Origin of the sequence: Lentzea sp. NPDC042327, from assembly GCF_040647275.1 — a bacterium.
Taxonomy (GTDB): Bacteria; Actinomycetota; Actinomycetes; order Mycobacteriales; family Pseudonocardiaceae; genus Lentzea.
Genome location: NZ_JBEZBX010000003.1, coordinates 432,063 through 457,686, shown reverse-complemented (window position 1 = coordinate 457,686; position 25,624 = coordinate 432,063). Strand labels below are relative to the sequence as shown.

Below are 25,624 nucleotides of genomic sequence, written 5' to 3'. Positions count from 1 at the left end.
GCGGGATGTGCAGGACCTGTGCAGGTTCGGTGAAAGGGCCGCGCACGACGGGCAACCGCGCGCCGGGCGCGTTCTACCGTCGGGCATGGACACCGTGGACGTGCTCGTCGTGGGCGCGGGACTGGCCGGTCTGCGCACCGCCCGCCTGCTCGCCGAGGCCGGGTTGGACGTGGCCGTGTGCGAACGGCGCGGCGACCTCGGCACCGGCATCCGCACCACCGGCATCTTCGTGCGGCGCACGCTGGAGGACTTCGACCTGCCGCACCTGGGGCCGGCGGTGCGCAGGGTGGTGCTGTACCCGCCGAGCCTGACCAGGCCGGTGGAGCTCGTCAGCGGTCGTGACGAGTTCCGCGTCGGGCACATGGAGGGCGTGTACGCGCAGGCGGTCGAGGACGCCCGGCGGGCCGGTGCGCAGGTCACCCTCAACGCCGGCTACCCGGCGAAGGCCGTGAAGGCGCGGTTCACGATCGGTGCGGACGGGGCGCGGTCGACGGTCGCGCGGCAGCTCGGGCTCGACGTCAACCGCACGATGATCACCGGTGTCGAGGAGGTCTACCCGGTCGCTCCCGGCGGGACGCCGACGTTCCACTGCGTGCTCGACCCGCGGCTCGCGCCCGGCTACCTGGCCTGGGTGATCGACGACGGCGAGCACGCCCACGTCGGGCTCGCCGGCCGCGCCGACCGGTTCACCGCGCCGCTGCCCCGGCTGCTGCGCAGGTTCAAGGACGGCTTTCCCACCCCCACACCCACCGGCCCGGTCCGGCGGCGCGGCGGGCCGATCCCGGTGGGCGGGGTGCTGCGCCGGATCGTCAGCACCGAGGGGTTGCTGGTCGGGGACGCGGCGGGGGCGGTGTCGCCGTTGACCGCGGGCGGGCTCGACCCGTGCATGCGGATGTCGGAGCTGGCGGCGTCGGTCACGGCCGACTACCTGCGCAGCGGCAACCGGTACGTGCTGGAGCACTACGACGGCGCGGGGCTGCGGCGGCGGTACGTGGCGCGCGGGGCCATGCGGCGGGGGTTGTCGCTGGTGCGGGGGCCCGGTGTGGCGGAGGCCGCGTTCAGCGGGCTGCGGACGTGGCTGGGACGGGCGGTGGCGGCCAGGATCATGTTCACCTGACCGCCACCGCCCCTGCCGTCAGGCCGTGAGCAGCGTCAGGCCGTAGACCCGCAGGATCTCGTTGACCGGCTGGAACCACGTGCGACCGCCGCTCGCGCAGTTGCCGTAGCCGCCGGACGTCACGCCCTGGGCCTGGTCACCGGTGATGAACGAGCCGCCGGAGTCGCCCGGCTCCGCGCACACCGACGTGCCGACCATCTCGTAGACCGCGCCCTGCTGGTAGTTCACGGTCTCGTTGCGGCCCTGCACCACACCGCAGTGCCAGTGCGTGGTCGAGCCAGAGCGGCACACGGACGTGCCGGGCGGGGCCTCCCACGAACCGCGCACCAGGGCGTCGCTCACCTGGCCCCAGCCGAGCACGACCGGCACGTTCCACCAGCCGCCGCCGGTGCGCACCCAGCCGTGGTCGTCGGTGGGGAACGACGAGCCGACGAACTCGCCCTGCCAGGAGCGGTCCCAGCCGTGGACGTTCCAGGCGCCGACGTTGCAGTGCCCGGCCGTCACGTAGCCGCCGTGCACGGAGAACCCGATCGAGCACCGGACGTTGCCGGTGTAGAACGGGTCACCGCCGACGGTTCCGGCGGCGAACGTCTGCGGCTGCCGGACGCCGTCGCGCTGGACCACGACGTCCTTCGGCAGTGCGGAGACGTCCGCAGCGGGCTCGGCCTCGACGACGACCGTGCCGCTCGGCACGTCGACTCTCCACGACGCGATGCCGGGCGGGATCTTGCCGGACTTCGACATCCGGTCGATGTCGTTCTTCACCGCGGTCAGCGACGCGAGCGACTTCGCCCGCAGCACCGGTGTCGCACCGGTGGCCCGCACGGCGTCGGCCTTCGCCGGGTCGGTGACGGCGACGTTCAGCTTGCCGTCGGCGAACCAGCTGCCGCCGTAGGCGTCACCGGCCGCCGCCTGCGCGGACGGGTCGATGCGCAGCGCGGTCTTCTCCTGGCCGATCCGCGTCACCGCCTCGGCCTTGCTGATGCCGAAGTCGCGGCTCATGGCGTCGACGACCTCGGCGGAGGCCACGGCGGCGGGGACGACGATCGTGCTGAGTACGAGAGCTGATACGGAAACAACGCGCAGCAACACTCTTCCTCCTAGGGTGCCCAGGGTGAGGTGGCGGCCCAGCTGACGTCCTCGGCATAACCTGCAGGGTTGTCGTAGACGTGTGCGCCGCCGCTCGATGCGACCCAAACCTCCTCTGCGTAGTGCCTGATGTTGGTGCCGAGCTCGTTGAACGACTCCAGCCGCACGCCGCCCCGCCCCGGCTGGGCGCAGAACGTCGCGTCGCGGCGGAACAGGTCGGTGTTGTCGTTCGTGCCGAGCTGGACGCGGAAGTCGGCGTGCCTCAGGAACTGGTTCGGGAAGTTGCGGGCCTCCAGCGAGTAGCACGACGGGTCGGCGAGACCGCGCCGGACCACGAACGTCGCGTCCGCCTTGAGCACCGCGTCGCTGCCGCCGGCGACGACGTCCGTGCGGGCCAGGCCGTCCCGGTGCCGCAGGTAGCGGTCGGTGAAGCCGGGCGTGGTCACCCGGAACGACCGGGCCTGGTCCAGCGGCAGGTCCGCGCCGCTGCGCCACAGCGCACCCGCCACCGCCCACGTGGTGTCCGCGGCGAACGAGCTCGCGGTGTCCCACGGGTTCGGGCCGCCGGAACGCGCCAGGTAGACGTTCTCGCCGTAGTGCCGGATGAACGCACCGCGCTGGTTGTACGACTCCAGCGCGGTGCCGCCGGAACCCGCGCGGGCGCAGAACGTCGCGTCGCCCACGGCCGGGTTCGCCGCCGTGCCGATCCGCGCGCCGCTGTGCCGCAGGTACCGGCCGGGGAAGTTGCGCGACTCGAACGACAGGCACGAGGCGTCCGCGAGACCGGGCCGCGCGAAGAACGTGGCGTCCAGGCGGTCCAGGTCGGAGGACGGCACGTCGGTGCGCGCCAGGCCGTCGCGATGGCGCAGGTAGCGGTCGGTGTGGCCGGAGGTGGTGACCCGCAGCGAGACCACGTCGTCCGGGCCGACCGCCGTGCCGTTCGCGATCGCCAGGACGCGCAGGTTGATCTCGCGCACCCGTGCCTCGGTCATCTTCAGCACCTGGCGGTCGTAGGTGTAGAAGCCGTTGACCTCGTTCTCCACGTCGTACGGTTCGGTGTAGACCGAGCCGGACAGGCCGCGCGTGTGGACCATGCGGGCGACCTGCTTGGTGATCTCCACGTACCGCGTGGTCAGCGACGTCTCGTCCGGGTACAGGGCGCCGTAGGCGAACCCGCGGCCGGGCTGCCACTCGTGACCGGTGATCCGGCGGCCGAGACCGCCGAACTCGCCGAGCACCGCCACCCGGCGCGCGTCGGGTGTCCTGGTGGCCGTGGTGATCTGGTAGTGGTGGTCGTCGATGACGTCGCCGTTGCCGGGGTCCGGGTCGGAGACGCAGCAGTTGGCGCCGGAGTTGTGGTTGACGAGCCTGGTGCCGTCGATCGACCGCACCAGGTCGGTGATGCGGCCGGCGTCGTACTCGCCCCAGCCCTCGTTGAACGGCACCCACTGCACGATCGACGTGATGCCCTTGAGCTGGTCGATCACCCGGCGCAGCTCGGACTCGAACGCGGTGTGGCCGTTCGGGACCTCGTCGACGGCGTCGAGCGACGGCATGTCCTGCCACACCAGCAGGCCCAGCCGGTCGGCGTGGTAGAACCAGCGGGCCGGCTCGACCTTGATGTGCTTGCGGACCATGTTGAACCCCAGTGCCTTCTGGCGTTCGAGGTCCCACCGCAGGGCCGCGTCGGTCGGGGCGGTGTAGATGCCGTCGGGCCAGTAGCCCTGGTCGAGCGTGCCGAGCTGGAACACGAACTTCCCGTTGAGCAACGGCCGCATGACACCGCCGACCAGCGCCTTGCCGAGCGAGCGCATGCCGAAGTAGCCGGTGACCGCGTCACCGCTGCTCGACGTCACCCGCAGGTCGTAGAGGAACGGGTCGTCCGGCGACCACAGCCGCGCGTTCGGCACCGGGACCCGCAGGCGCGCACCGGTCTGCCCGGTCGCCGTGCCCACGACCTGGCCGCCGCTGAGCACCTGGGCGGTCACGGTCTGGCCCGCGGTGCCCTGCACGACCAGGTCGAGCGCGCCGCCGGGCACGTCCGGTGTGGTGTCGAGGCGGGTGATGTGCTGCGCCCGCACGGGTTCCAGCCAGACGGTCTGCCAGATCCCGGACGCGGCGGTGTAGAAGATGCCGTCCGGGGTGCGGCGCTGCTTGCCGATCGGGTAGCGGCTGCCGTCGACCGGCGAGTGCACGCCGACGACGACCTCGTTGCTGCCCGCGCGCAGGGCGGGCGTGATGTCGAACGAGAACGCGTCGAAGCCACCGGTGTGCGTGCCGACCTGGGTGCCGTTGACCCAGACCCTGGTCTCCCAGGTGACCGCGCCGAAGTTGAGCTTCACCCTGCGACCGTCCCAGGTGGACGGAATGGCGAAGGTCCGGCGGTAGAACATGGTGTCCTCGTGCCGTTTGACGCCCGACAGGGCGGACTCGACCGGGTACGGCACGAGGACCCCTTCGGCCAGCGGCCTGCCGAAGGGCGGTGAGCTGAGGTCGGGAGCACCCGTGAACTCCCAGACCCCGTTGAGGTTCTGCCACTCCTGCCGGACCAGCTGCGGTCGCGGGTACTCGGGCAGGGCGTTGGCCGGTGACACATGGCTGGTCCACGGTGTCGTGAGGGGTGCGGGTTTCGGTTGCCACTCGGCGGCCTGCGCGGCCGTCGGTGTGACGGTTGTTGCTGCGACGAGGAATCCGACCAATACGCCCAGGACGCGTCTGGTCATGGCTCTCCTATCTCCGGAGTGTTCGTTGCAGGACGACGACGATGAGCAGGAAGACGCCGCTGACGACGGACTGGAAGTTGCTGTCGAGCGTGCCGATCTGGTTGATGACGTTCTGGATCACCGTGCGCAGGCCGACACCGATCATGGTGCCGAGCACGGTGCCCGCGCCGCCGGTCAGCAGCGTGCCGCCGATGACGACCACGGAGATCGCGTCCAGCTCGGTGCCGACGCCGATGACCGTGACACCGGACTGCAGGTAGGCGGCGGTGAGCGCGCCGGCCAGTCCCGACAGCACGCCGCTCATGGTGTAGACGAGGACCTTGGTGCGCGCGACGGGGACGCCCATCAAGATCGCCGAGGACTCCGCGCCGCCGGTGGCGAACACGTTCTGGCCGAAGTTGGTGCGGTTGAGCAGCAGACCGCCGAGCGCGGCCAGCACGAGCGCGATGAACACCGGGTGTCCGAAGCCGAACACCGTGCCGCGGCCCAGCTCGACGAACGCCGAGTCCGGTGCGATCCGGTAGGTCGTCGCCCCCTCGTCGGTGATCACCAGCAGCAGGCCGCGGGCGAACAGCAGCGAGGCCAGCGTGACGATGAACGGCGCCATGCTCGTGCGGGCGATGAGCAGGCCGTTGACCACGCCGATGAGCCCGCAGACCAGCAACGGCAGCAGCAGGGCGCCGAAGAAGCCCCACTGCGAGCCGTACGCCGCGAGCACGCCGCCCAGCGCGTAGAGCGAGCCGACGGACAGGTCGATGCCGCCGGTGATGATCACGAACGTCATGCCGATCGCGATCACCGCCAGGAACGAGCCCTGCAGCGCGAGGTCGCGGACGTTGTCGAGGCTGCCGAAGCGCGGGAACACCAGCCACGCCACGACGACCATCAGCACGAGCGCGACGGCCGCGCCCTGGCGTTGCAGGACCTTCGTGCGGGCGGAGGCGAGGGTGGTCGTCATCGGCGCTCCCTCGCGACGTAGACGGCGGCCACGATGATCGCGGCCTGGATCATCTGCGCGATGGAGTCGGGCAGGTCGTGCTTGATCAGGGTGGCCCGCACGAGCTGCATCAGCACCACGCCCATGACCGTGCCGAGGACGCGGACCTTCCCGCCGGTCAACGGGGTTCCGCCGACGACGACGGCGGTGATCGCGGACAGCTCCATCAGCAGGCCGATGTCGGCGGGGTCGCTCGCGGCGAGCCGGGACGTGGCGAGCACGCCCGCGACGGCGGCGAGCACGCCGGTGATCGCGTAGACCCCGACCAGCACCCGGCTGACCGGCAGCCCCGCCAGGTGCGCGGCCCTGCGGTTGCCGCCGACCGCGACGAGCTGGCGCCCGAACGTGGTGCGGTTGACCAGTCCCGCCACGAGGACCGCGAGGACGACGGCGACGAGCACGCTGATCGGCAGGCCGAACACGTCGTCGGTGCCCAGCGCCAGGAACGCCGGGTCGTGCAGCTGGACCAGCTGACCGTTGGCGATCACCAGGGCGAGACCGCGCCCGGCGACCAGCAGCGCGAGCGTCGCCACGATGGGCTGGATGCCCACCCGTGCGACCAGGAAGCCGTTGAACCCGCCTGCCGCCAGGCCGACCGCGAGCGCGATCAGGACGGCGGGCACCGGGCCGTACCCCAGGTACAGCGGGATGAGCGCGGCGGCCAGTGCCATGACCGCGCCGACGGACAGGTCGACGCCCTCGGTGCCGATCACCAGTGCCATGCCCAGCGCGACGACCAGCACCGGCGCGGCCTGGACCAGCTGGGTGCGGAAGTTGCCCGCGGTCAGGAAGTTCGCCGTGAACAGCACGTTGAACAGCAGCAGGGCGGCAACGGCGACGTGGACACCGTTGTCCTGGAGCCAGCGCGTCCTAGTGGCGGTCAGCGTCATCGGTCACCTCCGCCGGTTCCGCCGCGATGGCCGCGAGGACGTGCTCGCGGGTCAGCTCACCGCCGGTCAGCTCGCCCGCGACGTGGCCGTCGCGCAGCACGACGAGCCGGTCGGCGCCGTCGAGCAGCTCGTCCAGCTCGGAGCTGATCAGCAGCACCGCGAGTCCCTCCTTCGCCAGCTCGTCGATCAGCGCCTGCACCTCGGCCTTGGCGCCGACGTCGATGCCGCGGGTGGGCTCGTCGAGCAGCAACACTCTCGGTTCCGCGCAGAGCCAGCGGGCCAGCAGCACCTTCTGCTGGTTGCCGCCGGACAGCTCGGCGACCCGCTGCTCCGGGCTGGAGACCTTGATGCGCAGCCGCGTGATGAACAGGTCCACGATCCGGTCCTGCTTCGCCCGGCTGACCAGTCCGAACCGGCTGAGTCCCGGCAGCGCGGCCAGCACGATGTTCTCCCGCACGGACAGGTGCGGGATGATCCCCTCGGCCTTGCGGTCCTCGGCGAGCATGCTGATGCCGGCGCGCATCGCGGCCTTGACGTTGCCGCGCGGCACGGGCTTCCCGCCGACGAGCACGGTGCCGTGCTGGGTGGGGATGGCGCCGATGATCGCCTTCGCGGTCTCCGTGCGGCCGGAGCCGAGCAACCCGGCCAGTCCCACCACCTCCCCCGGCCTGATGGTCACGTTCACCCCGTTGAGCCTGGGCCTGCTGGTCAGGTCGCTCGCCTCCAGGACGGGCTCCTTCCCGGCGTGGTGGTCCTCGCCGAACGCCGTCGTCCCACCCGCTCTGATGTCGCTGACCGATCGGCCGAGCATGAGCGACACCAGCTCGATCCTGGGCAGGTCGGCCAGTGGTCCGCTGTGGACCTTCCGGCCGTCGCGCAGCACCGTGACGGTGTCGCAGAGCCGGTACAGCTCGTCCATGCGGTGGCTGACGTAGACGATCGCGATGCCGCGCTCGTGCAGCCGTTCCACGACCGCGAACAGCGTCTCCACCTCGCGCGGCTCGAGCGACGACGTGGGCTCGTCCATGATCACGACGTCCGCGTCGGCCTCGACCGCGCGGGCCAGTGCGACCATCTGCTGCTCACCGACCGACAGCGAACCCAGCGGCTGCGCCACGTCGGCGGTGATCCCGTAACCGCTCAAGATCCGCTGCGCGTCGGCGATGGCCTTCGCGCGGTCGATCAGGCCCAACCGCGTGCGCGGCTCGCGGCCGAGGAACAGGTTGCTGGCCACGCTCATCAGCGGGATGAGGTTGACCTCCTGGTAGATCGTGGAGATGCGACCGGCACGCCGGACCTCGCCGCCGTCGGGCTGGTGGATGCCGGTCAGCACCTTGATGAGCGTCGACTTGCCGGCGCCGTTCTCCCCCACCAGGGCGTGGATCGAGCCCCGGTGGAGGGTGAAGTCGACGCCGTCGAGCGCCTTGACGCCCGCGAACGCCTTCGTGACGCCCGCGACCTCGATGACGGGTTCAGTAGGCATTGGCGAGCTTCTGCGCGGCGTTGGTGGCGTCGTACTCGTCGTCGGAGATCACGATGTTCTGCGGGATCTCCTGGCCGGCCGCGAACTTCTCCAGCGTGTCGAACGCGAGCGGGCCGAAGCGCGGGTTGGACTCGACCACGGCGGTGTAGCTGCCGTCCGCGATGAGCTGCACGGCGGTGCGCGTGCCGTCGACCGACACGATCTTCACGTCCTTGCCCGGCTGCTTGCCCGCGGCCTTGAGCGCGGTCACGGCACCGACGCCCATCTCGTCGTTCTCCGCGTAGACGGCGGTGATGTCCGGGTTGCTCTGGATCAGCTGCTCCATCACGGCCTGGCCCTTGGAGCGGTCGAACTCACCGGTCTGCTCGGCGACGACGGTCAGCCCGGTGCCGGCGATGCCGTCCTTGAAGCCCTTGGTGCGGTCGACCGTGACGTTGTTGCCCGACGCGCCGAGCAGGATCGCGACCTTGCCGTTGCCGCCGGTCGCCTTGAGCATCGCCTGGGCCGCCCGCTTGCCCTGCTCGACGAAGTCGGAGCCGATGAACGTGAGGTAGTCGGTGCAGGGTTGCGACGTCACCTTGCGGTCGATCGTCACCACCGGCACCTTCTTGGCCTTCGCCGCGTCGAACGCGGGCTGCAGACCGTCGGAGTTCAGCGGTGCCACGATCAGCAGCTTCGCGCCGCGGTCCAGCAACGACTTGATGTCGCTGATCTGCTTGTTGAGGTCGCTCTGCGCGTTCGTGGTGAGCAGCTCGACCCCGCGCTCGGCCGCCTCGTCCTTGATCGACTGGGTCTCGGCGGTGCGGAACGGGTTCGCCTCCTTCTCCGACTGCGAGAAGCCGACGACCGCGCCCTTGAGCTCGACCTGCGGGTACCCGGTCCTGTCCCGGCCGCAGCCGGGGCCGCCGCTCTGGTTCGCGGCGGCGCTCGCGGCCGGCCCACCGCTGGTCGTCGTCTGCTGGCCCTCCCTGGCCGTGCAGCTCGCGAGGAGCGCCACGGCGGCGAGGGCGATCGGCAGGGTGCGACTGAGGGACATCGTTGGCTCTCCTACGCGGTGCGGGTGCGTGGTCGCGCTCTCAGGGGCTAGATTTGCATCGTTGTTCCAACGATGTAAAGACCGCGGACTTCCCGGTACCTTTCCCGGTACCTCTTCAGGAGGCTGAGTTGGCCACGCTCAAGGACGTCGCGCGCCTGGCAGGCGTGTCGGTGAAGACCGTCTCGAACGTGGTCAACGGCTACTCGTTCGTCAAACCCGACAACCGCCGCCGGGTGGAGGAGGCGCTGGCCGCCACCGGCTACCGCCCCAACCTCGGCGCCCGCAACCTGCGCCGCGGCCGCACCGGCTTCATCGGCCTGGTGCTGCCGGAGCTCTCCATCCCCTACTTCGCCGAGCTCGCCGGCCTGGTGATCGCCGCCGCCCAGGAGCACGAGTGGAACGTGCTGATCGAGCAGACCTTCGGCACGCTGGCCGGCGAACGCGCGGCGCTGGAGGCACTGGGCCCGCACCTGGTCGACGCGGCGATCGTGAGCCCGGAGGCGGTCAGCGACTTCCAGCTGGAGGTCCCGACGGTGCTGCTCGGCGAGCACGAGGTGGACGTGCCGATCTCCCGCGTGGGCATCGACAACGTGCTCGCCGCCTCCACCGCCGTGCGGCACCTGATCTCGCTGGGCCGCACCCGCATCGCCGCGATCGGCGCCCACCCGCAGCGCGGCACGGCGGCGCTGCGCCTGGAGGGCTACCGGACCGCCCTGGAGGTGGAGGGCATCGAGTTCGACCCGGCCCTGGTCGTGCCGGCGTTGAACTACCACCGCGCGGACGGCGCGGCGGCGATGAACTCGTTGCTGGACCTGGAGAACCCGCCGGACGCGGTGTTCTGCTTCAACGACCTGCTGGCCGCCGGCGCCATGCGGGCCGCCGCGGAGCGGTTCGTGCGGGTGCCGCAGGACCTGGCCGTGGTCGGGTTCGACAACAACGAGGAGAGCGCTTACAGCTCGCCCTCGCTGACGTCGGTCGCGCCGGACAAGGGCGCTATCGCCCGTGCCGCGGTGGACCTGCTGCACCGGCGGGTGGGTGCGGACGCCGTGGCGGTCGAGAACGTGCAGACGCCGTTCTCGTTGCGGGTGCGGGAGAGCACGGCGTCGTGAGGCCCGCCGTGCCGGTGCTCGCTACGGCCGCGCGTAGGCCTCGTAGGTCTTCCGGTCGAACAGCACGAACCGCACCAGCTCCACCGGCGCGTCCCTGACCGCCGCCAGCGCGATCTCCGCCGCCGACTCCACCGGCCAGCCGTAGATGCCCGTCGAGATCGCCGGGAACGCGACCGACACCGCCCCGAGCTCCGCCGCGACCCGCAGCGAGTTGCGGTGGCAGTCGGCGAGCAGCTCGGAGCGGTCCTCGGTGGCCGACCACACCGGGCCGACCGTGTGGACGACCCAGCGCGCGGGCAGGCGCCCCGCCGTGGTGGCCACCGCCTGACCGGTCTTGAGGCCGCCGCCGTAGTGGCCGGCGCGCAGTGCGCGGCACTCGGCGAGGATCTCCGGACCACCTCGGCGGTGGATCGCGCCGTCCACTCCCCCGCCGCCGAGCAGGGAGGAGTTGGCGGCGTTCACGACCACGTCGACGTGCTGTTCGGTGATGTCGCCCTGGACGAACTCGACGGTGCTCATCCTCAGATCATGACAGCGGGCACGTCGAGACGTCGGCCGGGCGCGGGAGGGTCGCCGAAGCGGGTGGCGTGACGCCGTCGAGCCAGCGTTCCAGCGCCACGAACGCCGAGCGGTGGCACGGGGCCAGCGGGCGCAGGCGGTCGGGGTAGGCGTCCACCAGGCCGTCGACGTGGGTGCCCTGCTCGACGCGGAAGTAGCGGTGCAGGCGGTCCGGGGTCATCGCGGCGTAGACGTCGGAGTCCTGGGAGATGGGCAGCAGCACGTCGTGGGTGCCGTGGACCGTGATCAGCGGGCGGTGGATCTTGCCGGTCAGGGCGACCGGGGCGATGGCGGGGCCGGCGATGCGCCGGCGTGCGGCGTAGTCGTAGTCGGCGTCGCAGGCCGGGGTGCCGGACGCGCAGAACGGGGTGCCCGCTTCGAGAGCGCCGTCGAAGGACGGGTCGAACTCCTCGCGGTAGATGCGCTGGGTCAGGTCCCAGTAGTAGCGGTGGTGGTAGTCCCACAGGAACTCCGTGCCCGCGGGGAAGCCCGCGGCGACGATGGCGGCGTGGGCCTGCGGGTCACCGGCCAGGTAGGCGGGATAGGCCCTCAGCACCGGCGGCAGGAACGTCAGCGGGTTCGCCCCCTTGACCGTCCACAGCGTGCCCTCCCAGTCGACGCCGCCGTCGTAGAGGTGCGGGCGGTTCTCCAGCTGCCAGCGCACGAGGTAGCCGCCGTTGGAGATGCCGGTGGCGATGGTGCGCCTGGCGGGGCGGCCGTACCGCTGCGCGACGACGGACTTGGCGGCGATGGTGAGCTGGGTGAGGCGGTGGTTCCACTCGGCCATGCCGTCGCGGTAGAACTGCGCGCCGGTGTTGCCCTTGTCGGTGGCGGCGAAGGCGTAGCCGCGGGCGAGGACCCAGTCGGAGATGGCCCTGTCGTTGGCGTACTGCTCCCGCACACCGGGTGAGCCGGCGACGACCAGGCCGCCGTTCCAGCGGTCGGGCAGCCTCACCACGAACTGCGAGTCGTGGTTCCAGCCGTGGTTGGTGTTGGTGCGCGAGCTGTCCGGGAAGTAGCCGTCGACCTGGATGCCGGCGACGGGGGTGGGAGCCGGCAGCGCGGCGCTGGTCAGACCTGCCCAGTCGGCGGGGTCGGTGATGCCCCCCGCCGTGCTGAGGTCGGCCAGCCTGACCAGTTGCTGGTGTTCGGCGCCGGGGACGTGCAGCGCCGGGGCCGGTACGAGCAGCGACGCGACGAGCGCCAGGGGCAGCAACATAGCTGGTCAAGCTAGCTGCGGCCGGTCCTCGGCGACATGGTTGCCTCCCACACAAGCCCGGCTTTGAAAGTGGTGAAGCCGAACAGGTCGAGCACCCGGCGCACCCGCGGCTGGGCGCGGCGCAGGGTGAGGTCCTTGCCGTTGTGGTTCGCCGCGCACAACAGCAGGAGCAGGATGCGCAGCCCGCTGGCGGACAGGAACGTCACCTCGGCCAGGTCGATCGTCACGCTCTCCACGGCGCCGTCGGCGATCCCGGGCAGCACCGCGGCGAAGAACTCGTCACAGGTGGTCACGTCGACCTCGCCCCGGCAGGTCGCGACGAAGTGCGCGCCCGTGCGGCTGGTGCTGATCGCGAACGGGCTCGGTTCACAGGCTTCTGCGGACATCGGTCCTCCTCCCGCACCACTGCACCGCAGCGGCGGGTGCGGCGCTAGCAGCGGAAGCGAAGGCGCCGACTGCCAAAACGAAGGACGTCAGCCCGACCTCAGCGTCTGCGACGGCGACACCCCGTACGCGGACCGGTAGTGCGCCGCGAAGACACTCGGCCGGGCATACCCCCACCTGGCGGCGATCTCGGTGACCGTGCCCTGCCGCCGCTGCAGGTCGAGGTGGGCCTGCGCGAGCCGCACCCGCCGGACGTACGCCGTGGGCGTGGTGTCGAGGTGCCGCCGGAAGGCGAGCTGGATCGCCCGGAGCGACACGCGGGCCGCACGTGCGATGTCGGCGGCGGTGATGTCCTTCTCCGCCTCGGACTCGATGTACGCGATGGCGCGTTTCAGCGCGTGCGGACGGGCCTGGCCCGGCCCGTAGTCCACGAGGGAGACGTTCGGGAACGTCGCGAGGGTGGTCGCGATGAGCAGGCGTGTCGCGTTCTCCACGACGAGCGGTTCGTCCTCGAACGCCGGCAGCACCTCGTCGCGCAGGTGCACGCACGTCGACCGCCACGCCGCCGCGGCCCGCGCCGACACCGCCGTGCAGCTGGTGAACCGCACGCCACCGGCGAACCGGTCGACCACGGCCCGGTCCACGACCACGAGCGTGGCCTTGGGGTCCTCGGCCACGACGGAGTACGGGAACTCGGGCTGCCCGGTCAGCAGCAGGTGTCCCGGCAGCACGTTCTGGTAGTCACCGCTCGTGCGGTACCGCGCCCGCCCACCGTCGAGGTACCCGAAGATGTAGGCGCTCTGCGGCCCGCTGGTGGCCTCGAAGCCGATGGAGCTGTCGATGACGTCGAACCGGACCGGCCCGAACCGGCGGGAGCGCAACCGCATCCACGACCGCCCATCGCCGCCGTGGATGCGCATCTTGCCATAGGCGACACTGAGGGCCGCCTGCATCTCGTCCAGATCTGTCAGCTCGACGACCTGTTCCACGCGCTGAACAATCCTCGCCCGCGCCGGTCGTGTCCATGACCCGCCCGGATGCCGGTGCTGGTGCTTCGAACGCAACGCCCGGCGACTGAACGGACCAGCGGGCGACGCGGTGCGCGACAGCGGCCGCGCTCAGGCGGCGGCGAGGACCGCTGCGATCTCGTTCAGCAGCACGGACTTCCGGCTGTTCGGCAGGAACGAGGCCAGCACGGCGTTCTCAGCCAGCCGCGCGACCTCCGCGCGACTGAGGTCCACTGTGGACGCCACGGCCAGGTGCTCGCCCTCCAGCGTGGCACCGAAGAACGGGGGGGCAGGAGAACGCGTGCGACTCAGGGAGCGAGGTCGCCGCGTTCGGTGTCAGCGCCGTAGAGCGGCAGCTTGCGGTCCAGCACGCGCTCCACGCCAGCGGATCACGCGGGAGTCCGGCGAGGTCCCGCTGCTTGCTCTGCCGGCGTCCGCAAGGAGAGGGAGGGGGCGGCAAGACTTCTGGCCAGGGCCTGGACGCGCTGCGCGGCCTTGGCGTGTGGTATCGGTGGCGGCTGGGGGATCGACGCTTTGGTCGGCCGGCGGACGCGGCCGCACGGGACCTGCACGACCTGGAGCTGCTCAGGGTGGCGTTCGGCGACGTCGGCTGAGACCGGAACACCACCGGGAGGTCCACATCAGACCGGGCGGCGCTGGTCGCACGGGCCGGGACCGCCCTCGACGCGACCCGGCAGCTCACGCGGACATGGCCTCCGCTTTGATCTGCTCGAACTGCGCCGCCATGGCCGCGGACAGCGCCTGGGCCGCGGACAGCGGGCGGACCATGACGGTGAACTCGTCGATCAGGCCGTCGGCGTTGAGGTGCAGGAAGTCGCAGCCCTGGATCTCCCTGCCGTCGACTTCGGCGCGGAACACCAGCGCGGAGTTCTCGCCGTCGACGATCTCGCGTTCGTAGCGGAAGTTCTCGAAGACCCGCAGGACGCCGCGCAGGATCGCCGCGGTCAGCGGCTTGCCGGGGTACGGGGAGAACGCGACGGGGCTCGTGAACACCACGTCGTCGGCCAGGCAGGCCGCCATGGCGTCGGTGTCGCGGGCCTCGACGGCCGCTCGGAAAGCCTTCATGAACGGCACCGTACCCCGGACGGCGTGGTTCACGTGCGCGCACGGGCGAGTGAGGTTGAATCGAACGCATGAACGGAATGTCCGCGTTGCAGGAGGCATTGGCAGAGCCCGCGGCGCAGGCGCGCGACCGGTTCGCGGGACGGCTCAACGGTTATCTCGACGGATCCGGCGTGGTGCACGCGGTGCGGTTGCAGGGGTGGCTCGGGCTGGAGGTGCCCGGTCCCGGTTGTCACGTCGGGACCGGCAGCTGGGACTTCACCCGGTTCAAGCCGACCACCTCGCCGGTCTCGTGCGGGCGGTGCCGGTCGGCGGGGCTGCTCGCGAGCTCGTTCACCGGCGGGCCGCACCAGCAGGTGCTGGACCTGGACGGGATCTGAGCGGCGCGGGGCTCACCCGCAGGCGTCGCGGTTGCGCAGGATCATCCCGGTGACCGCGGTCATGCCGAGGCGTTCGTAGTACGGCCGCAGCTCCTCGTCGCAGACGAGGTCGATCGAGTACAGGTGCGCGCCCTCGGCCACGACCCGGCGCACCAGCTCGGCACCGATCCCCCGGCCCTGGTGCTGCGGCAGCACCTCCAGCCACGGGACGAACCCGGTCAGCACGCCGTCGCTGATCAGGTTCACGAAGCCGGCGACCTGCCGGTCCACGCGTGCGACGACGGCACGGTAGCTGCCGCGCAGCACCGCGAGGTGCTGCGCGGGGCTCGGCGGCTTCGGCCAGCCGGCGAAGAACCCCGTCAGGTCGGCTTCGGTCAGATCTTCGACGTCGGTGCTGTACGTGATCACGACAGCAGCCTGCCACCGCGCCGATCAGAAACGTTCACCCGATGCCGGTGGCTCGTGCGCGAATTCCACGCGAAAACCTTCGGAACAGGTCCGGTTTCTGCCCGTTCCGTCTTGATTGGCATACCTGCCCCGACGTGCCAGAAAACGGTTGCAGCCCGAATTCCGGATTACTGATCCCTTTAGGTCGTTATGGTCTCAAGCGGCAGTTTCGGTTCTTTGACATTTTTCTTTACACAGTCCTGAGCTGCAGATATGATGCAGAAAAGGGACGACAACCACCCGTCTGGCGGAATGATGAGCCGTTGGCGTACTGAGACACGTGCTAGCCGACTGACATTTGTCGTCCCTATCCTCTATTTGCACACGCCGCACCTGAGGTGATCTGCGCAGTCGGGGAGGAAGAGTGTGGAGCGTCGGATTCTCGAAGAGCTCGCGGACGGGGTGGCGCCGGACAGCGCAGGCCCCCAGTGGGCCCTGCACGGCCGGACGGCGGAGGTCGGCCGCGTCGAGCTGCTGATGCGCGAGAGCGCCGAGCAGCAGCGGGCGCACGTCGTCGTGCTGGAGTCCGGCGCGGGAACCGGCAAGACACGGCTGCTGCTGGAGCTGATGTCGGCCGCGGCCAGGCGCGGCTTCGCGGTCGTCAACGGTGCGGCGGAGCAGACCGGTCACGGCAGGGCCGTCACCCTGGTCAACGCGCGCGGCGGGCGGGCGGAGGAAGACCGGGTCGGCGTGCTCGCCGGGCGGTTCGAGGCCCAGCTCGCCGGTCACCTGCGGCGCGGACCGGTGCTGGTGGCCGTGGACGACGCGCAGTGGACCGACTCCACGCTGCTGCAGGCACTGGGGGCCGTGATGTCCAAACTGGACAAGGCGCCGGTGCTGTGGCTCTTCGCCGTGCACACCGACCACGCCGAGTCCCCCAACGGGGTCGCGTTGCGGGTGCTGGCGCGCAGGCACCGCACCGAGTGGCTCGGGCCGTTGCCGCCGCTGAGCGGTGCGGCGGTCGCGGGCATCGCGGGCGACCTGCTCGACGCGACGCCGAGCGACGACCTGGTGGCGTTGTGCGAGAGCGTCGGCGGCACCCCGCAGGCGGTCGTCGACCTGGTGCTCGACCTGCGCCGCGAGGGCTGCGTGGTGGCCGGCGACCACGTGGCGCGGCTCGTGGGCGGGCCGTGGGCGACGGGGGTCTCCGCGGCGGTCGAGGCCGAGCCGGACGCACCGCTGCCGCGGCCGTTCGTGCGGCTGGCGCAGGCGCGGCTGTGGGAGCTCTCCACCCGCGCGCAGGAGGTGCTGCAGGTCGCCGCTGTGCTGGGCAGCAGGTTCACGCCGCAGGACCTGGCCGAGATGCTCGGCGAACGCCCCGCACAGCTCCTGGGGCCGTTGCAGGAGGCGCTGGCCGCGGGGCTGATCGGCAGCGAGGCCGACGAGTTCGTGTTCCACCGCGAGCCGGTGTGGCGCGCGGTCCTCGGCACCGTGCCCGAGCTGCTGCGCTCGATGCTGCACCACCAGGCCGCCACGATGCTGCTGGCCCGCCCGCGCGCCAGGGCCGAGGCGGCCGCGGTGCACCTGGTGCACTGCACGGTGCCCGGCGACACCGCGGCGATCGCCACGATCCGCGAGGCGGCGCACCGGATGCTCGCCTCCTCGCCGCAGGCGGCGTCGGCCCTCGCGACCCGCGGGCTGCGGATCGCGACCCCCGGCAGCGCCGACCACGCGGCGCTGGCCACCACCGCCACGGCCGCGCTGGTCCGGCTCGGGTGCCTGAGCGAAGCCGTGGACCTGGCCCGCGAGCAGCTGGGCGAGCACCTGCACGGCGGTCCCGAGTTCACCCGGCCGTTGCGGACCTGGCTCGCCACGGCGTTGCTGCTGCGCGGCGACACCACGGCCGCCTACGACCTGTCGAACCAGGCCGTGTCGGTCACCCGGCCGGGCACGGACCTGCGCGACCCCGCCACCGAGCCGTGCCCGGAGCTGCTGCTGCTCAACGCGTTGTCGCACAACGACCAGAGCAAGGTCACGCTCGTCGCGGACCGGGTGCTCGACCTGCCGGAGCCGCACAGCGACGACGTCCGGGCCGCCGCTCTCAACGTGCGGGCGATGTCGCACTGGCGGGAGGGCCGGCTCGACGAGGCGATCAGCGCCGTCGACGAGGCGGTGCGGCTGCGCGGCCCGCTCACCCGCGCGTGGCAGAGCGATCCGCTGTGGACCAGGGCGTGGCTGCTCACCAGGGTCCGCAAGCTCGACGAGGCGCTCGCCGCCGCCGAGACCGCCCGCGCGGCCATCAACGCCGAGCACAACGGCGTGCTCAGCCCGGTCCCGCTCGCCCTGCGCGCCACGATCCTGCTCGCCAAGGGCGAGCTGGCGGCGGCGGAAGCGGACGCGCGCGCCGGGCTGGCGGCCTCCGAACGCGCGGAGATGCCGTTGTACCAACCGCAGCTGCGCGCGGTGCTGGTGATCTCGGCGCTGCGCCGCGGTGATCTGGCCATGGCGTCGGACAGCCTGCGGCGGCTGGAGGAACGCGCACCGGCCGAGCGCGCGCAACCGTGGACGGCGCTCATCCGCGTGCTCGCCGCCGTGGTCACCTCCGCACGCCGTGGCGCGCACGCCGCAATGGACGAGCTGCGCGGGGCGATCACGGACACCGAGCAGTGCCGCCAGATCCTGCTGGAGGACCCGTCGATGACGGCGTGGGCGGTCCGCACGGCGCTGTCCGCCGGTGAACGGCAGCTGGCCGGGAACGTCGTGACCGCCGCCGAGCGGATCGCGGCCGAGAACCCCGGCTTCGACACGGTCCTCGCGGCCGCACGGCACGGAAGAGCGTTGTACGACAACGATGTCAGCGCCCTGGCGGGTCTGGAGGACGGCTACGGCGACCCGTGGGCGGCGGCGTCGGTCATCGAGGACACCGGGACGTTGCTGCGCGAGCAGGACCGCGACCGCGCCATCGCCGGGCTGAACCGGGCGATGGCCGCCTACGACGAGCTGGGAGCGGAGTGGGACTCGGCCCGCGTGCGGCGCAAGCTGCGCAGGCTGGGCGTGCGGCGGCGGCACTGGAACCACGAGGCGCGGCCGGAGACGGGCTGGGACAGCCTCACCAGCACCGAGGCGAAGGTGGCCCGGCTGGTGGCGCAGGGGCTGACCAACCGGCAGGTGGCGAGCGAGATGTTCGTGTCGCCGCACACCGTCGGGTTCCACCTGCGGCAGATCTACCGCAAGCTCTCCATCCAGTCGCGCGTGGACCTCGCCCGCATCGCGCCCTAGAGGCGCCTGCGGGGGGTGTCGAAGCGTCGAATCCCACGCCGGCCACAGCCGGGTGGCCCGCGTCGAACGGGGCTTCGACACCGCGGTTGCCCTGATGGGGATACGGACGCGCAGGCGGTCCGGTTCACTGTGGACCGGTCCGTGTGCACGTTCTCACCTGGGGCCGATCGGAGGTCCTCCCCCCGCGTTCCGGCCACTATTCTGCCTGCATGGCCCTGCCTTCCGCTCCTCTGCGCCGTGCGCGCTGCGGAGCTGTCGGCGTGACCACGGGCGCCTTGGCCGTCCTCGCGCACTCCAGCGCCGATGGCCACCTGCCCGATGCCGGGCTGGTCTTCTCCCTCGTCGCGTTGCTGACGTGGGCGGTGGGCGGGCTGGCACGGCACGAGCTCACACCGGCGCGGCTGCTGGCGCTCGTCGGCGGCGGGCAGCTCGCGATGCACCTCGTGCTGGAGCTCGCCTCGTCCCGGCACGACCACGTCAGCGCCGGGTACGTCAGCGCCGAACGCATGACCGCGGCCCACGTCGTGGCCACGGCGGTCGTCGTCGGCGCGCTGGCGGTCGCCGAGCGCACGGTCCTCGGGCTGGCGCGCACGCTCGCCTCGCTGCTGCCCCGCAAGCTGACGCCGTTCGTGGCGACGGCTCCCCTCTCCGTGCCCGTGTACCGGCACGTCCCGGCCGCCCCGGTGGTCCTGGACGTGCTGTCGTGGCGCGGTCCCCCGGCTGAACAGGCCTGACTCCCCCTCATCCCCGAGGCCGGCGCGCTCGTGCGCCGGCCGGTGCCTGTTCACGCCCACTTGGAGCTCTGCCATGTCCACCACGGAAACACCGCCGGCCACCGCGCCTGCGAACAGGACCTCGTTCGCCTGGCGCGGACTGTTCCTGCGCCTGCACTTCTACGCCGGCGTGCTCGTCGGCCCGTTCATCCTCGTCGCCGCGCTGACCGGTGTCCTCTACGCGCTGACCCCGCAGCTGGAGTCGTGGGTCTACTCGGACCAGCTGCGCGTTCCCGCGTCCGCGCAACAGCTCCCGTTGTCCGAACAGGTCAGCGCGGCGATGGCGACCGCGCCCGCCGGTGACCTCGTCGCGGTACGCCCGGCCGCCGAACCCGGTGACACGACCCGCGTGCTGTTCGCCGAGGAGGGCCTGGGCGAGTCCGAGCGCCGCGCCGTCTTCGTCGACCCCGGCACCGGGAAGGTGACCGGCGACCTCGTCGTCTCCGGGGCCAGCGGCGTGCTGCCGTTGCGCACCACGCTCGACCAGCTGCACCGCAACCTGGCGCTCGGCGAGCCCGGCCGCCTCTACAGCGAGCTGGCCGCCTCCTGGCTGTGGGTGATCGCGCTGGGCGGTCTCGTCCTGTGGCTCACGCGGGCCCGCGGCAGCAAGCGCATCCGCAAGCACGGCCTGCTCGGCGTGTGGGTGCTGGCGGGCGCGCTGTTCCTGTCCGCGACCGGTCTCACCTGGTCGGCCTACGCCGGCGAGAACATCGGCACGCTGCGCGAGGCGTTCGGCTGGTCCACCCCGGCGTTGCAGGTCCCCGGCGGTGGTGAGCACTCCGGTCACGGCGAGCACACCGAGGCGCCGGCCGCCGACCCCGCGGACGTCGACGCCGTCCTGGCCACCGCGCGCGGGTGGGGCATCGACGCGGGCCAGGTCGAGATCGGGCTGCCCGCGGAGGGCGTGTGGAAGGTCACCGAGATCGAGAAGGGCCTCGCGAGCCACGGCGACGCGGTGGCCGTGCGGGACGGCTCGGTCGTGAGCTCGGTGCGGTTCGCCGACTTCCCGTTCATGGCGAAGATGACGCGGTGGGGCATCGATGCGCACATGGGCGTGCTGTTCGGCTGGCCCAACCAGCTGCTCCTGCTGCTGCTCGGCGGCGGGCTCGTCGCGCTGGTGGTCATGGGCTACCGGATGTGGTGGAAGCGCAGGCCGACCCGCGGGTTCGGCCGCCCGACGCCGCGCGGGCAGTGGCGCAAGGCGCCGCCGGTGGCGCTCGTGGCGCTCGGCGTGGGCGCGGTCGTGGTCGGGTGGTTCGCGCCGTTGCTCGGGATCAGCCTCGTGGCGTTCCTCGTGGTGGACGCGCTGCTCGGGTTGCGGGGCGAGGAGAAGACCGCGGCGAGCTGACCCGCGGGACGGTGTGGTGCGCACCGGCACCACACCGTCCACAGTGGACAAGGCTTGCTTGATCTGGACATTTGCGGCATATTTGTCCCCAGGTGCGCCGGGAAGCCTGGTCGGCCCGCACGTCACAGCAGGTGGCGGCGGAGAGCTGACGAGGGGTGCGCACGATGACTCTGATCCCGCACGCCGTCCCCCTGAGCAACGACCCGCAGGTCGTGCGCGCGCTGGCCGGGCGCTGGCGGCGGACCCGGACGTTGCTGCTGTTCTCCGCGGGTGTGCTGCCCGCCGCGATCGGTGTCGTGTGCGTCGTGCTGGCCGGGATGACGTCGGCCGGGCAGCGGATCATGCCGTGGTGGTCGGCGATCCCGGCGGTGGCGGCGGCCGCGTGCGCCTGGGCGTTGCTGTCGTGGTTGCGGCGCAACGGGTTGAGCGACCCGCACTCGTGGTTGCCCGCGACCACGCTGATGACCGGGGCGCAGGTGGTGCTCGGCGTGCTGCCGGGGTCGGGGATCGCGTTGCGGCTCAGCCCTGGTGCGGCGGTCGCGGTGAAGGCGCTGTGCGCGGCGGGTGTGCTCGGGGCGGGCTCGGCCGGATGGCTGGCGCGGCTGGCGAAGCGGTCGTTGCTCGCGACACCGGTCGTGGAGCTCGGCGCGACGGCGTTCCCGCTCGTGCTGGCCGGTGGCGGGACGCGGGTCGTGATCGGCACCGACCGGGTCGACTGGCGGGCAGCGGGAGTCGACGCCGGAGTGGCGTTCGCCCGGATCGACGAGGTCACCGCGCGGGACGACGCGCTCGTGCTGCGGACGGCGTCCGGGACGTGGACGGTCCCGGTGCCGGACCCGGTGGGCGCGCGGGACCTGCTGCTGCGGCGGATGGCGTGGTGGCGGGAGCAGACCGAGGCGGCCGCGCAGCAGGAACGCGAGCGGTACCACGAGCTGTTGCGCGACCTCGGCGCGGTCGTCGGACGCGCGTCGACCGGACCCGTCAGCGTCACCGTGGACGCGAACGGTGTCACCACCGGCATCGCGCTCGACCCGGCCGCACGCGACCAGGACCCCGACGTGTTGTCGGCGTTGCTGATGGCGTGCATCGGCAAGGCACGCGCGGATGCCCGCAAACGGGTGCAGGACCTCGTGCTCGACCACGCCGCGTGACCCACCGGAAGTCGGTTGTCCTCCACGCCGGCGTCTCCGTACGTTCACGTCGACAACGGGAGATGGGGGCGACGCACCATGCGCAGACGTGACTTCCTCGCAGCGGCGGCCGGTGTTGCGGTCGTGGCGGCCAACCCGGCGAGCGCGTGGGCCGCGACGCGGCAGCGGCCGGGCGCCTCGCACCTGCCCGACCTCCACCTCGGCGACTTCCCCGTGGTGGCACAGGTCAAGGCCCGCAAGGCGCTCGAGCACCTGCGGGTGCTGAGCGACCGGATCGGCCCGCGCATCGGCGGCACCGCCTCCGAGCACCAGGCGCGCGACTACCTCGTGAAGGTGCTCAGGCAGCTGCGGTACCAGGTGACCACGCAGCCGTTCACCGTGCCGGACAAGTACCTCGCCGACGTCGTGGTGGACCGCGCGCGCTGGCAGGCGGGCGCGTCCCGGTTCGGCGCGCTCGGCGTCACGGTCACGGCACCGGTCGCCGACGTCGGCGACGGCAGCGCGTTGCCCGACCTGACCGGCAAGATCGCGCTGTTCGTCAACGCCCCCACCGGTTCCGCGCCGACGCTGGCCGCGATCGAGAAGGGCGCGGTCGCCGTCCTGCTCGGCCGCGTCTCGACGACCGCGAGCAAGCTGAGCGCGTTCTCCCCCACCCTCACCCAGAACGTCGCCGTGCCGGTGGTCGGTCTCGCCCAGGTGCACACCGAACGCCTGCGCGGCAGCACGGCCGAGCTGACGATCACCACGACCCACCACGCGAACCTGACGTCCTACAACGTGATCGCCGAACGCCCGGCCACGTTCCCGTGGCGCGACAACGGGGTCGTGATGGTCACCGCGCACTACGACAGCGTTCCGGGCTCGCCGGGCGCCAACGACGACGGCAGCGGCACGGTGCTGTGCCTGGAGCTCGCGCGGGTGCTGCGCCACCTGCCGACGAGCAGGACGCTGCGCTTCGCGTTGTGGGGCTCGGAGGAACAGGGCCTGCTCGGCTCCCGCCACTACGTCTCGCAGCTCACGCCGGAGGAGATCGCCCGCATCTCGGGCGTGTTCCAGAACGACATGGTCGCCACCAGCCACGACCCGGCCACGGCGTACTGGCTGCTGTCCGTCGACGGCGCCGACAACAACACCACGCGCGAGGTCCGCGCCGCCGCTCAGCGACTCGGCTACGACCCGCGCGTGCACGGCCCGGTGGCCCGCGGGTCCAGCGACCACGTGCCGTTCCACGAGAAGGGCATGGCGTCGGCGAACTTCAGCTGGCGCGGCGAGGGCGGTCCGCAGCTGCTGGAGCCGATCTACCACACGCCGGAGGACACGATCGCGGCCAACGTGAGCCTCGAACGCCTCCAGGTGTCGATGGAGCTGGTCGGCGCGGCGGCATACCGGCTCGCCACGCAGCGCTGAACGGTCCCGCCGCTGAGGCGGCACGGGGGCGCGCCCCTCACGCCGGGGTGCGCGCCCGCGGTCATCCGCTCGGAACGGTCAGCCCGGTGGGCGTCCGCTCGCGCAGCCAGGCCGCGAACTCGTCGGCGGGCAGCGGGCGGCTCAGGCAGTAGCCCTGCACGATGTCGCACCCCAGCGCGGCCAGCGCGGACCAGGTCTCCTCGTCCTCCACGCCCTCGGCCACGACCTCGAGCTCCAGGTTGTGCGCGAGGCCGAGCAGCGAGCGGGTGATCGCCCCGCTGCTGGGGTCGGTGCGCATGTTCGTGGTGAACGACCGGTCGATCTTCATCTCGTGCACCGGCATCGTGCGCAGGTAGGCGATCGACGAGTAGCCGGTGCCGAAGTCGTCGATGGACAGCCGCACGCCGAGCTCGCGCAGCCGGCCGAGCACCTCGGTGGCGCGGTGCGGGTCGGCGATGATGGCGCTCTCGGTGATCTCCAGGGTGAGCGCGCCCGGCCGGCGGTCGTGCCGTGCGAGCAGGTCGAGGACCTGGTCGGGGAACGTGAGGTCGTGCAGGCACTGGGCGCCGACGTTGACCGAGACCGGCACCTCCTGCCCGGCCGCGTGCCACCGCCGGCACTGGTCGAGCGCGTGGTCGAGGACGTAGCGGGTGAGCGGTTCGATCAGGCCGGTCTCCTCGGCAGCGGGGATGAACCGGTCGGGGCCGAGCAGGCCCAGCCGCGGGTGCTGCCAGCGGCACAGCACCTCGGCGCCGCAGATCGTGCCGCTGCGCACGTCGGCCTTCGGCTGGTAGTGCAGCACCAGCTCGCGCTGGTCGATCGCCCGGCGCAGGTCGCTGATCACGGTCAGCTGGGCGGCGCTGTGCTCGTCCAGGCCCGGTTCGTAGGCCGTGGTGCCCAGGCGGTTGCGCTTGGCCGCGTACATGGCGATGTCAGCGTGTTTGAGCAGGTCGTGCGCGTCGGTCGAGTCGCTCGGGTACAGGGCGACGCCGATGCTGCAGCCGACCTCCACCGACAGGCCGTCGAGGTCGACGGCCTCCTCCAGGGCCCGGTGCACCTTGCCCGCCACGGCCAGCGCGTTCGCCGTGCTGCCGACGGCGGGCAGCAGCACCGCGAACTCGTCGCCGCCCAGCCGCGCCACGGTGTCGTCCCCGCGCACGGCGCTCGTCAGCCGGGTCGCGACGTGCTGGAGCAACCGGTCGCCGAACGCGTGGCCGAGGGTGTCGTTGATCGGCTTGAAGCGGTTGAGGTCGATCAGGAACAACCCGAGCGGGTCACCGGAGACCGCTGCCCGGCTGATCGCCTGTTCGGTCCGCTGCGTCAGCAACGTGCGGTTGGCGAGGCCGGTCAGCGCGTCGTGCGAGGCCTCGTGCTCGCTCTTGGCGGCCTGGCGCAGGATCTTGCGGCGGTGGCCGAGCAGCACGACCGCGCAGAGCGCGACCAGCCCCAGGTCGACCACGAACGCGACCAGTGCCGCGATCCGCAGCTGCCCGTTGTGGTGTTCGGCGTGCTTGAGGTACTCGGAGGTCTCCAGGCGCTTGAGCTGCACCACGGTCGAGAGCTGTTTGCGCAGCGAGACGACGGTGAGCTCGGCCTGGTCGGCCTTCAGCGCGGCACCGGTCGCGTCACCGCCGTCACCCAGGGCCACGACGTCGCGCAGCAGCGTCGTGTAGTCGCCGTACAGGTCGCCGACGATCCCGGCGGCGCGCACGTCGGCCGCGCCGCCGTTGTCGCCCAGCCACCGCAGGCTCTCCCCCGCCGCTCCGGCCGCGCTGACCAGCGGCTGCCGCATCACCGGCGTGCCGGAGCGCAGGTAGTCGGACATGGCGTGGTCGGCCACGTCGACGTTCTGCACGACCTGGCCCCAGCGGTCGCTGGTCTCGTTGAGCTCGTGCAGGTGCGCGGCGGCGCGCTGGGCGCTCAGGCTCATCCACAGCGCGATCCCCGCGAGCGTGGCCAGGCCGATCACCAGGCTCACGACCGTCGTGTGCGCGGTCGTGCGGGCCTCGACCCAGGTGGACAGCATCACCGCGCCTCACGATCGGAACTCGTGCGAAGTGCTCATTGGTACGCAGCCAAAGGATGGCACGCAACCCGCGGACGGTGCTTTCCGGACCACTGGCGGTGATCGGCACCGACCCACTACCGTCTGGCGCTCGGCACACCCGACGATGGGGCTCACCAATGCTTTCGCCTGCCCGTGC

General features: G+C 71.9%; 22 protein-coding genes. 8 read left to right on the top strand and 14 right to left on the bottom strand.

The window, feature by feature from the left end; all coding sequences use genetic code 11:
• Nucleotides 1-85: 85 nt before the first annotated feature.
• Nucleotides 86-1,117 (top strand): NAD(P)/FAD-dependent oxidoreductase, encoded by a 1,032-nt coding sequence (locus AB0A63_RS09945; protein ID WP_360387769.1) that lies wholly within the window; start codon nucleotides 86-88, stop codon nucleotides 1,115-1,117.
• An 18-nt stretch (nucleotides 1,118-1,135) separates the two neighbouring features.
• Here AB0A63_RS09945 and AB0A63_RS09940 read toward each other — a convergent pair whose 3' ends face one another.
• Genes AB0A63_RS09940 through AB0A63_RS09915 form a run of 6 tightly spaced genes read right to left on the bottom strand, consistent with a single transcriptional unit; the run spans nucleotide 1,136 to nucleotide 9,335 of the window.
• The gene (locus AB0A63_RS09940; RefSeq protein ID WP_360387766.1) at nucleotides 1,136-2,209 is read right to left on the bottom strand and encodes a S1 family peptidase; all 1,074 of its coding nucleotides are present in this window, start codon (nucleotides 2,207-2,209) and stop codon (nucleotides 1,136-1,138) included.
• An 8-nt stretch (nucleotides 2,210-2,217) separates the two neighbouring features.
• Nucleotides 2,218-4,929, bottom strand: coding sequence for an AbfB domain-containing protein (locus AB0A63_RS09935; RefSeq protein WP_360387764.1), 2,712 nt, complete (start codon nucleotides 4,927-4,929; stop codon nucleotides 2,218-2,220).
• 7 nt (nucleotides 4,930-4,936) lie between these two features.
• Nucleotides 4,937-5,887: an ABC transporter permease gene (locus AB0A63_RS09930; RefSeq protein ID WP_360387761.1), complete on the bottom strand. Its 951-nt coding sequence runs from the start codon at nucleotides 5,885-5,887 to the stop codon at nucleotides 4,937-4,939.
• A complete protein-coding gene (locus AB0A63_RS09925) occupies nucleotides 5,884-6,816 on the bottom strand; it encodes an ABC transporter permease (protein ID WP_360387758.1) in 933 nt (310 codons plus the stop codon). The genes AB0A63_RS09930 and AB0A63_RS09925 overlap by 4 nt, the downstream gene beginning before the upstream one ends.
• Nucleotides 6,797-8,299, bottom strand: a complete 1,503-nt coding sequence (locus AB0A63_RS09920; protein WP_360387755.1) for a sugar ABC transporter ATP-binding protein — start codon at nucleotides 8,297-8,299, stop codon at nucleotides 6,797-6,799. The genes AB0A63_RS09925 and AB0A63_RS09920 overlap by 20 nt, the downstream gene beginning before the upstream one ends.
• Nucleotides 8,289-9,335, bottom strand: a complete 1,047-nt coding sequence (locus tag AB0A63_RS09915) for an ABC transporter substrate-binding protein (protein ID WP_360387752.1) — start codon at nucleotides 9,333-9,335, stop codon at nucleotides 8,289-8,291. Before AB0A63_RS09915 ends, AB0A63_RS09920 begins: the two co-directional genes overlap by 11 nt.
• Nucleotides 9,336-9,463: 128 nt before the next feature.
• On the opposite strand from AB0A63_RS09915, the gene AB0A63_RS09910 reads away from it, so the two are divergent.
• Complete coding sequence (locus tag AB0A63_RS09910; protein WP_360387750.1) at nucleotides 9,464-10,444, top strand: LacI family DNA-binding transcriptional regulator; 981 nt, start codon at nucleotides 9,464-9,466, stop codon at nucleotides 10,442-10,444.
• Nucleotides 10,445-10,465: 21 nt separating this feature from the next.
• Here the strand turns inward: AB0A63_RS09910 and AB0A63_RS09905 are convergent, their stop codons facing one another.
• The 6 genes from AB0A63_RS09905 to AB0A63_RS09880 form a co-directional block, all read right to left on the bottom strand.
• The gene (locus AB0A63_RS09905) at nucleotides 10,466-10,963 is read right to left on the bottom strand and encodes an O-acetyl-ADP-ribose deacetylase (protein ID WP_360387747.1); all 498 of its coding nucleotides are present in this window, start codon (nucleotides 10,961-10,963) and stop codon (nucleotides 10,466-10,468) included.
• 7 nt (nucleotides 10,964-10,970) lie between these two features.
• Nucleotides 10,971-12,221 carry a prolyl oligopeptidase family serine peptidase gene (locus AB0A63_RS09900; RefSeq protein ID WP_360387745.1) on the bottom strand — a complete coding sequence of 417 codons (1,251 nt, stop codon included), beginning with the start codon at nucleotides 12,219-12,221 and terminating at the stop codon, nucleotides 10,971-10,973.
• Between the two features lie 11 nt (nucleotides 12,222-12,232).
• On the bottom strand, nucleotides 12,233-12,607 hold the full coding sequence (locus AB0A63_RS09895) for an STAS domain-containing protein (RefSeq protein ID WP_360387743.1): 375 nt from the start codon (nucleotides 12,605-12,607) through the stop codon (nucleotides 12,233-12,235).
• An 87-nt stretch (nucleotides 12,608-12,694) separates the two neighbouring features.
• Nucleotides 12,695-13,594 carry a helix-turn-helix transcriptional regulator gene (locus tag AB0A63_RS09890; protein ID WP_360387741.1) on the bottom strand — a complete coding sequence of 300 codons (900 nt, stop codon included), beginning with the start codon at nucleotides 13,592-13,594 and terminating at the stop codon, nucleotides 12,695-12,697.
• A 129-nt stretch (nucleotides 13,595-13,723) separates the two neighbouring features.
• On the bottom strand, nucleotides 13,724-13,858 hold the full coding sequence (locus tag AB0A63_RS09885) for a hypothetical protein (protein WP_360387739.1): 135 nt from the start codon (nucleotides 13,856-13,858) through the stop codon (nucleotides 13,724-13,726).
• A gap of 453 nt (nucleotides 13,859-14,311) precedes the next feature.
• Nucleotides 14,312-14,698: a nuclear transport factor 2 family protein gene (locus AB0A63_RS09880; RefSeq protein ID WP_360387736.1), complete on the bottom strand. Its 387-nt coding sequence runs from the start codon at nucleotides 14,696-14,698 to the stop codon at nucleotides 14,312-14,314.
• A gap of 68 nt (nucleotides 14,699-14,766) precedes the next feature.
• Between AB0A63_RS09880 and AB0A63_RS09875 the strand changes: the two genes are divergently transcribed.
• Nucleotides 14,767-15,075, top strand: a complete 309-nt coding sequence (locus AB0A63_RS09875; RefSeq protein ID WP_360387734.1) for a hypothetical protein — start codon at nucleotides 14,767-14,769, stop codon at nucleotides 15,073-15,075.
• A gap of 12 nt (nucleotides 15,076-15,087) precedes the next feature.
• Here the strand turns inward: AB0A63_RS09875 and AB0A63_RS09870 are convergent, their stop codons facing one another.
• Nucleotides 15,088-15,483 carry a GNAT family N-acetyltransferase gene (locus AB0A63_RS09870; RefSeq protein WP_360387731.1) on the bottom strand — a complete coding sequence of 132 codons (396 nt, stop codon included), beginning with the start codon at nucleotides 15,481-15,483 and terminating at the stop codon, nucleotides 15,088-15,090.
• Between the two features lie 405 nt (nucleotides 15,484-15,888).
• Here AB0A63_RS09870 and AB0A63_RS09865 point away from each other — a divergent pair, with 405 nt between their 5' ends.
• The 5 genes from AB0A63_RS09865 to AB0A63_RS09845 all read left to right on the top strand — a co-directional run bounded on the left by AB0A63_RS09865 (nucleotide 15,889) and on the right by AB0A63_RS09845 (nucleotide 23,420).
• The gene (locus AB0A63_RS09865) at nucleotides 15,889-18,741 is read left to right on the top strand and encodes a LuxR C-terminal-related transcriptional regulator (protein WP_360387728.1); all 2,853 of its coding nucleotides are present in this window, start codon (nucleotides 15,889-15,891) and stop codon (nucleotides 18,739-18,741) included.
• Between the two features lie 209 nt (nucleotides 18,742-18,950).
• Nucleotides 18,951-19,475 carry a hypothetical protein gene (locus tag AB0A63_RS09860; RefSeq protein ID WP_360387725.1) on the top strand — a complete coding sequence of 175 codons (525 nt, stop codon included), beginning with the start codon at nucleotides 18,951-18,953 and terminating at the stop codon, nucleotides 19,473-19,475.
• A gap of 73 nt (nucleotides 19,476-19,548) precedes the next feature.
• On the top strand, nucleotides 19,549-20,862 hold the full coding sequence (locus tag AB0A63_RS09855) for a PepSY-associated TM helix domain-containing protein (protein WP_360387722.1): 1,314 nt from the start codon (nucleotides 19,549-19,551) through the stop codon (nucleotides 20,860-20,862).
• 164 nt (nucleotides 20,863-21,026) lie between these two features.
• The gene (locus tag AB0A63_RS09850; protein WP_360387720.1) at nucleotides 21,027-22,013 is read left to right on the top strand and encodes a YbaB/EbfC family nucleoid-associated protein; all 987 of its coding nucleotides are present in this window, start codon (nucleotides 21,027-21,029) and stop codon (nucleotides 22,011-22,013) included.
• Between the two features lie 78 nt (nucleotides 22,014-22,091).
• Entirely contained in the window at nucleotides 22,092-23,420 is a 1,329-nt protein-coding gene (locus AB0A63_RS09845; RefSeq protein ID WP_360387717.1) for a M28 family peptidase, read from the top strand.
• A 61-nt stretch (nucleotides 23,421-23,481) separates the two neighbouring features.
• On the opposite strand, the gene AB0A63_RS09840 is transcribed toward AB0A63_RS09845, so the two are convergent.
• Nucleotides 23,482-25,446 carry a bifunctional diguanylate cyclase/phosphodiesterase gene (locus tag AB0A63_RS09840; RefSeq protein WP_360388371.1) on the bottom strand — a complete coding sequence of 655 codons (1,965 nt, stop codon included), beginning with the start codon at nucleotides 25,444-25,446 and terminating at the stop codon, nucleotides 23,482-23,484.
• Nucleotides 25,447-25,624 lie beyond the last annotated feature (178 nt).

Excerpts from the sequence above, each read along its gene's own strand:
- AB0A63_RS09860 (WP_360387725.1), top strand. The coding sequence starts at position 18,951 with ATGGCCCTGCCTTCCGCTCCTCTGCGCCGTGCGCGCTGCGGAGCTGTC.
- AB0A63_RS09840 (WP_360388371.1), bottom strand. The coding sequence starts at position 25,446 with ATGCTGTCCACCTGGGTCGAGGCCCGCACGACCGCGCACACGACGGTC.
- AB0A63_RS09905 (WP_360387747.1), bottom strand. The coding sequence starts at position 10,963 with ATGAGCACCGTCGAGTTCGTCCAGGGCGACATCACCGAACAGCACGTC.
- AB0A63_RS09935 (WP_360387764.1), bottom strand. The coding sequence starts at position 4,929 with ATGACCAGACGCGTCCTGGGCGTATTGGTCGGATTCCTCGTCGCAGCA.
- AB0A63_RS09855 (WP_360387722.1), top strand. The coding sequence starts at position 19,549 with ATGTCCACCACGGAAACACCGCCGGCCACCGCGCCTGCGAACAGGACC.
- AB0A63_RS09850 (WP_360387720.1), top strand. The coding sequence starts at position 21,027 with ATGACTCTGATCCCGCACGCCGTCCCCCTGAGCAACGACCCGCAGGTC.
- AB0A63_RS09900 (WP_360387745.1), bottom strand. The coding sequence starts at position 12,221 with ATGTTGCTGCCCCTGGCGCTCGTCGCGTCGCTGCTCGTACCGGCCCCG.
- AB0A63_RS09845 (WP_360387717.1), top strand. The coding sequence starts at position 22,092 with ATGCGCAGACGTGACTTCCTCGCAGCGGCGGCCGGTGTTGCGGTCGTG.
- AB0A63_RS09915 (WP_360387752.1), bottom strand. The coding sequence starts at position 9,335 with ATGTCCCTCAGTCGCACCCTGCCGATCGCCCTCGCCGCCGTGGCGCTC.
- AB0A63_RS09930 (WP_360387761.1), bottom strand. The coding sequence starts at position 5,887 with ATGACGACCACCCTCGCCTCCGCCCGCACGAAGGTCCTGCAACGCCAG.
- AB0A63_RS09920 (WP_360387755.1), bottom strand. The coding sequence starts at position 8,299 with ATGCCTACTGAACCCGTCATCGAGGTCGCGGGCGTCACGAAGGCGTTC.
- AB0A63_RS09895 (WP_360387743.1), bottom strand. The coding sequence starts at position 12,607 with ATGTCCGCAGAAGCCTGTGAACCGAGCCCGTTCGCGATCAGCACCAGC.
- AB0A63_RS09875 (WP_360387734.1), top strand. The coding sequence starts at position 14,767 with ATGAACGGAATGTCCGCGTTGCAGGAGGCATTGGCAGAGCCCGCGGCG.
- AB0A63_RS09925 (WP_360387758.1), bottom strand. The coding sequence starts at position 6,816 with ATGACGCTGACCGCCACTAGGACGCGCTGGCTCCAGGACAACGGTGTC.
- AB0A63_RS09880 (WP_360387736.1), bottom strand. The coding sequence starts at position 14,698 with ATGAAGGCTTTCCGAGCGGCCGTCGAGGCCCGCGACACCGACGCCATG.
- AB0A63_RS09945 (WP_360387769.1), top strand. The coding sequence starts at position 86 with ATGGACACCGTGGACGTGCTCGTCGTGGGCGCGGGACTGGCCGGTCTG.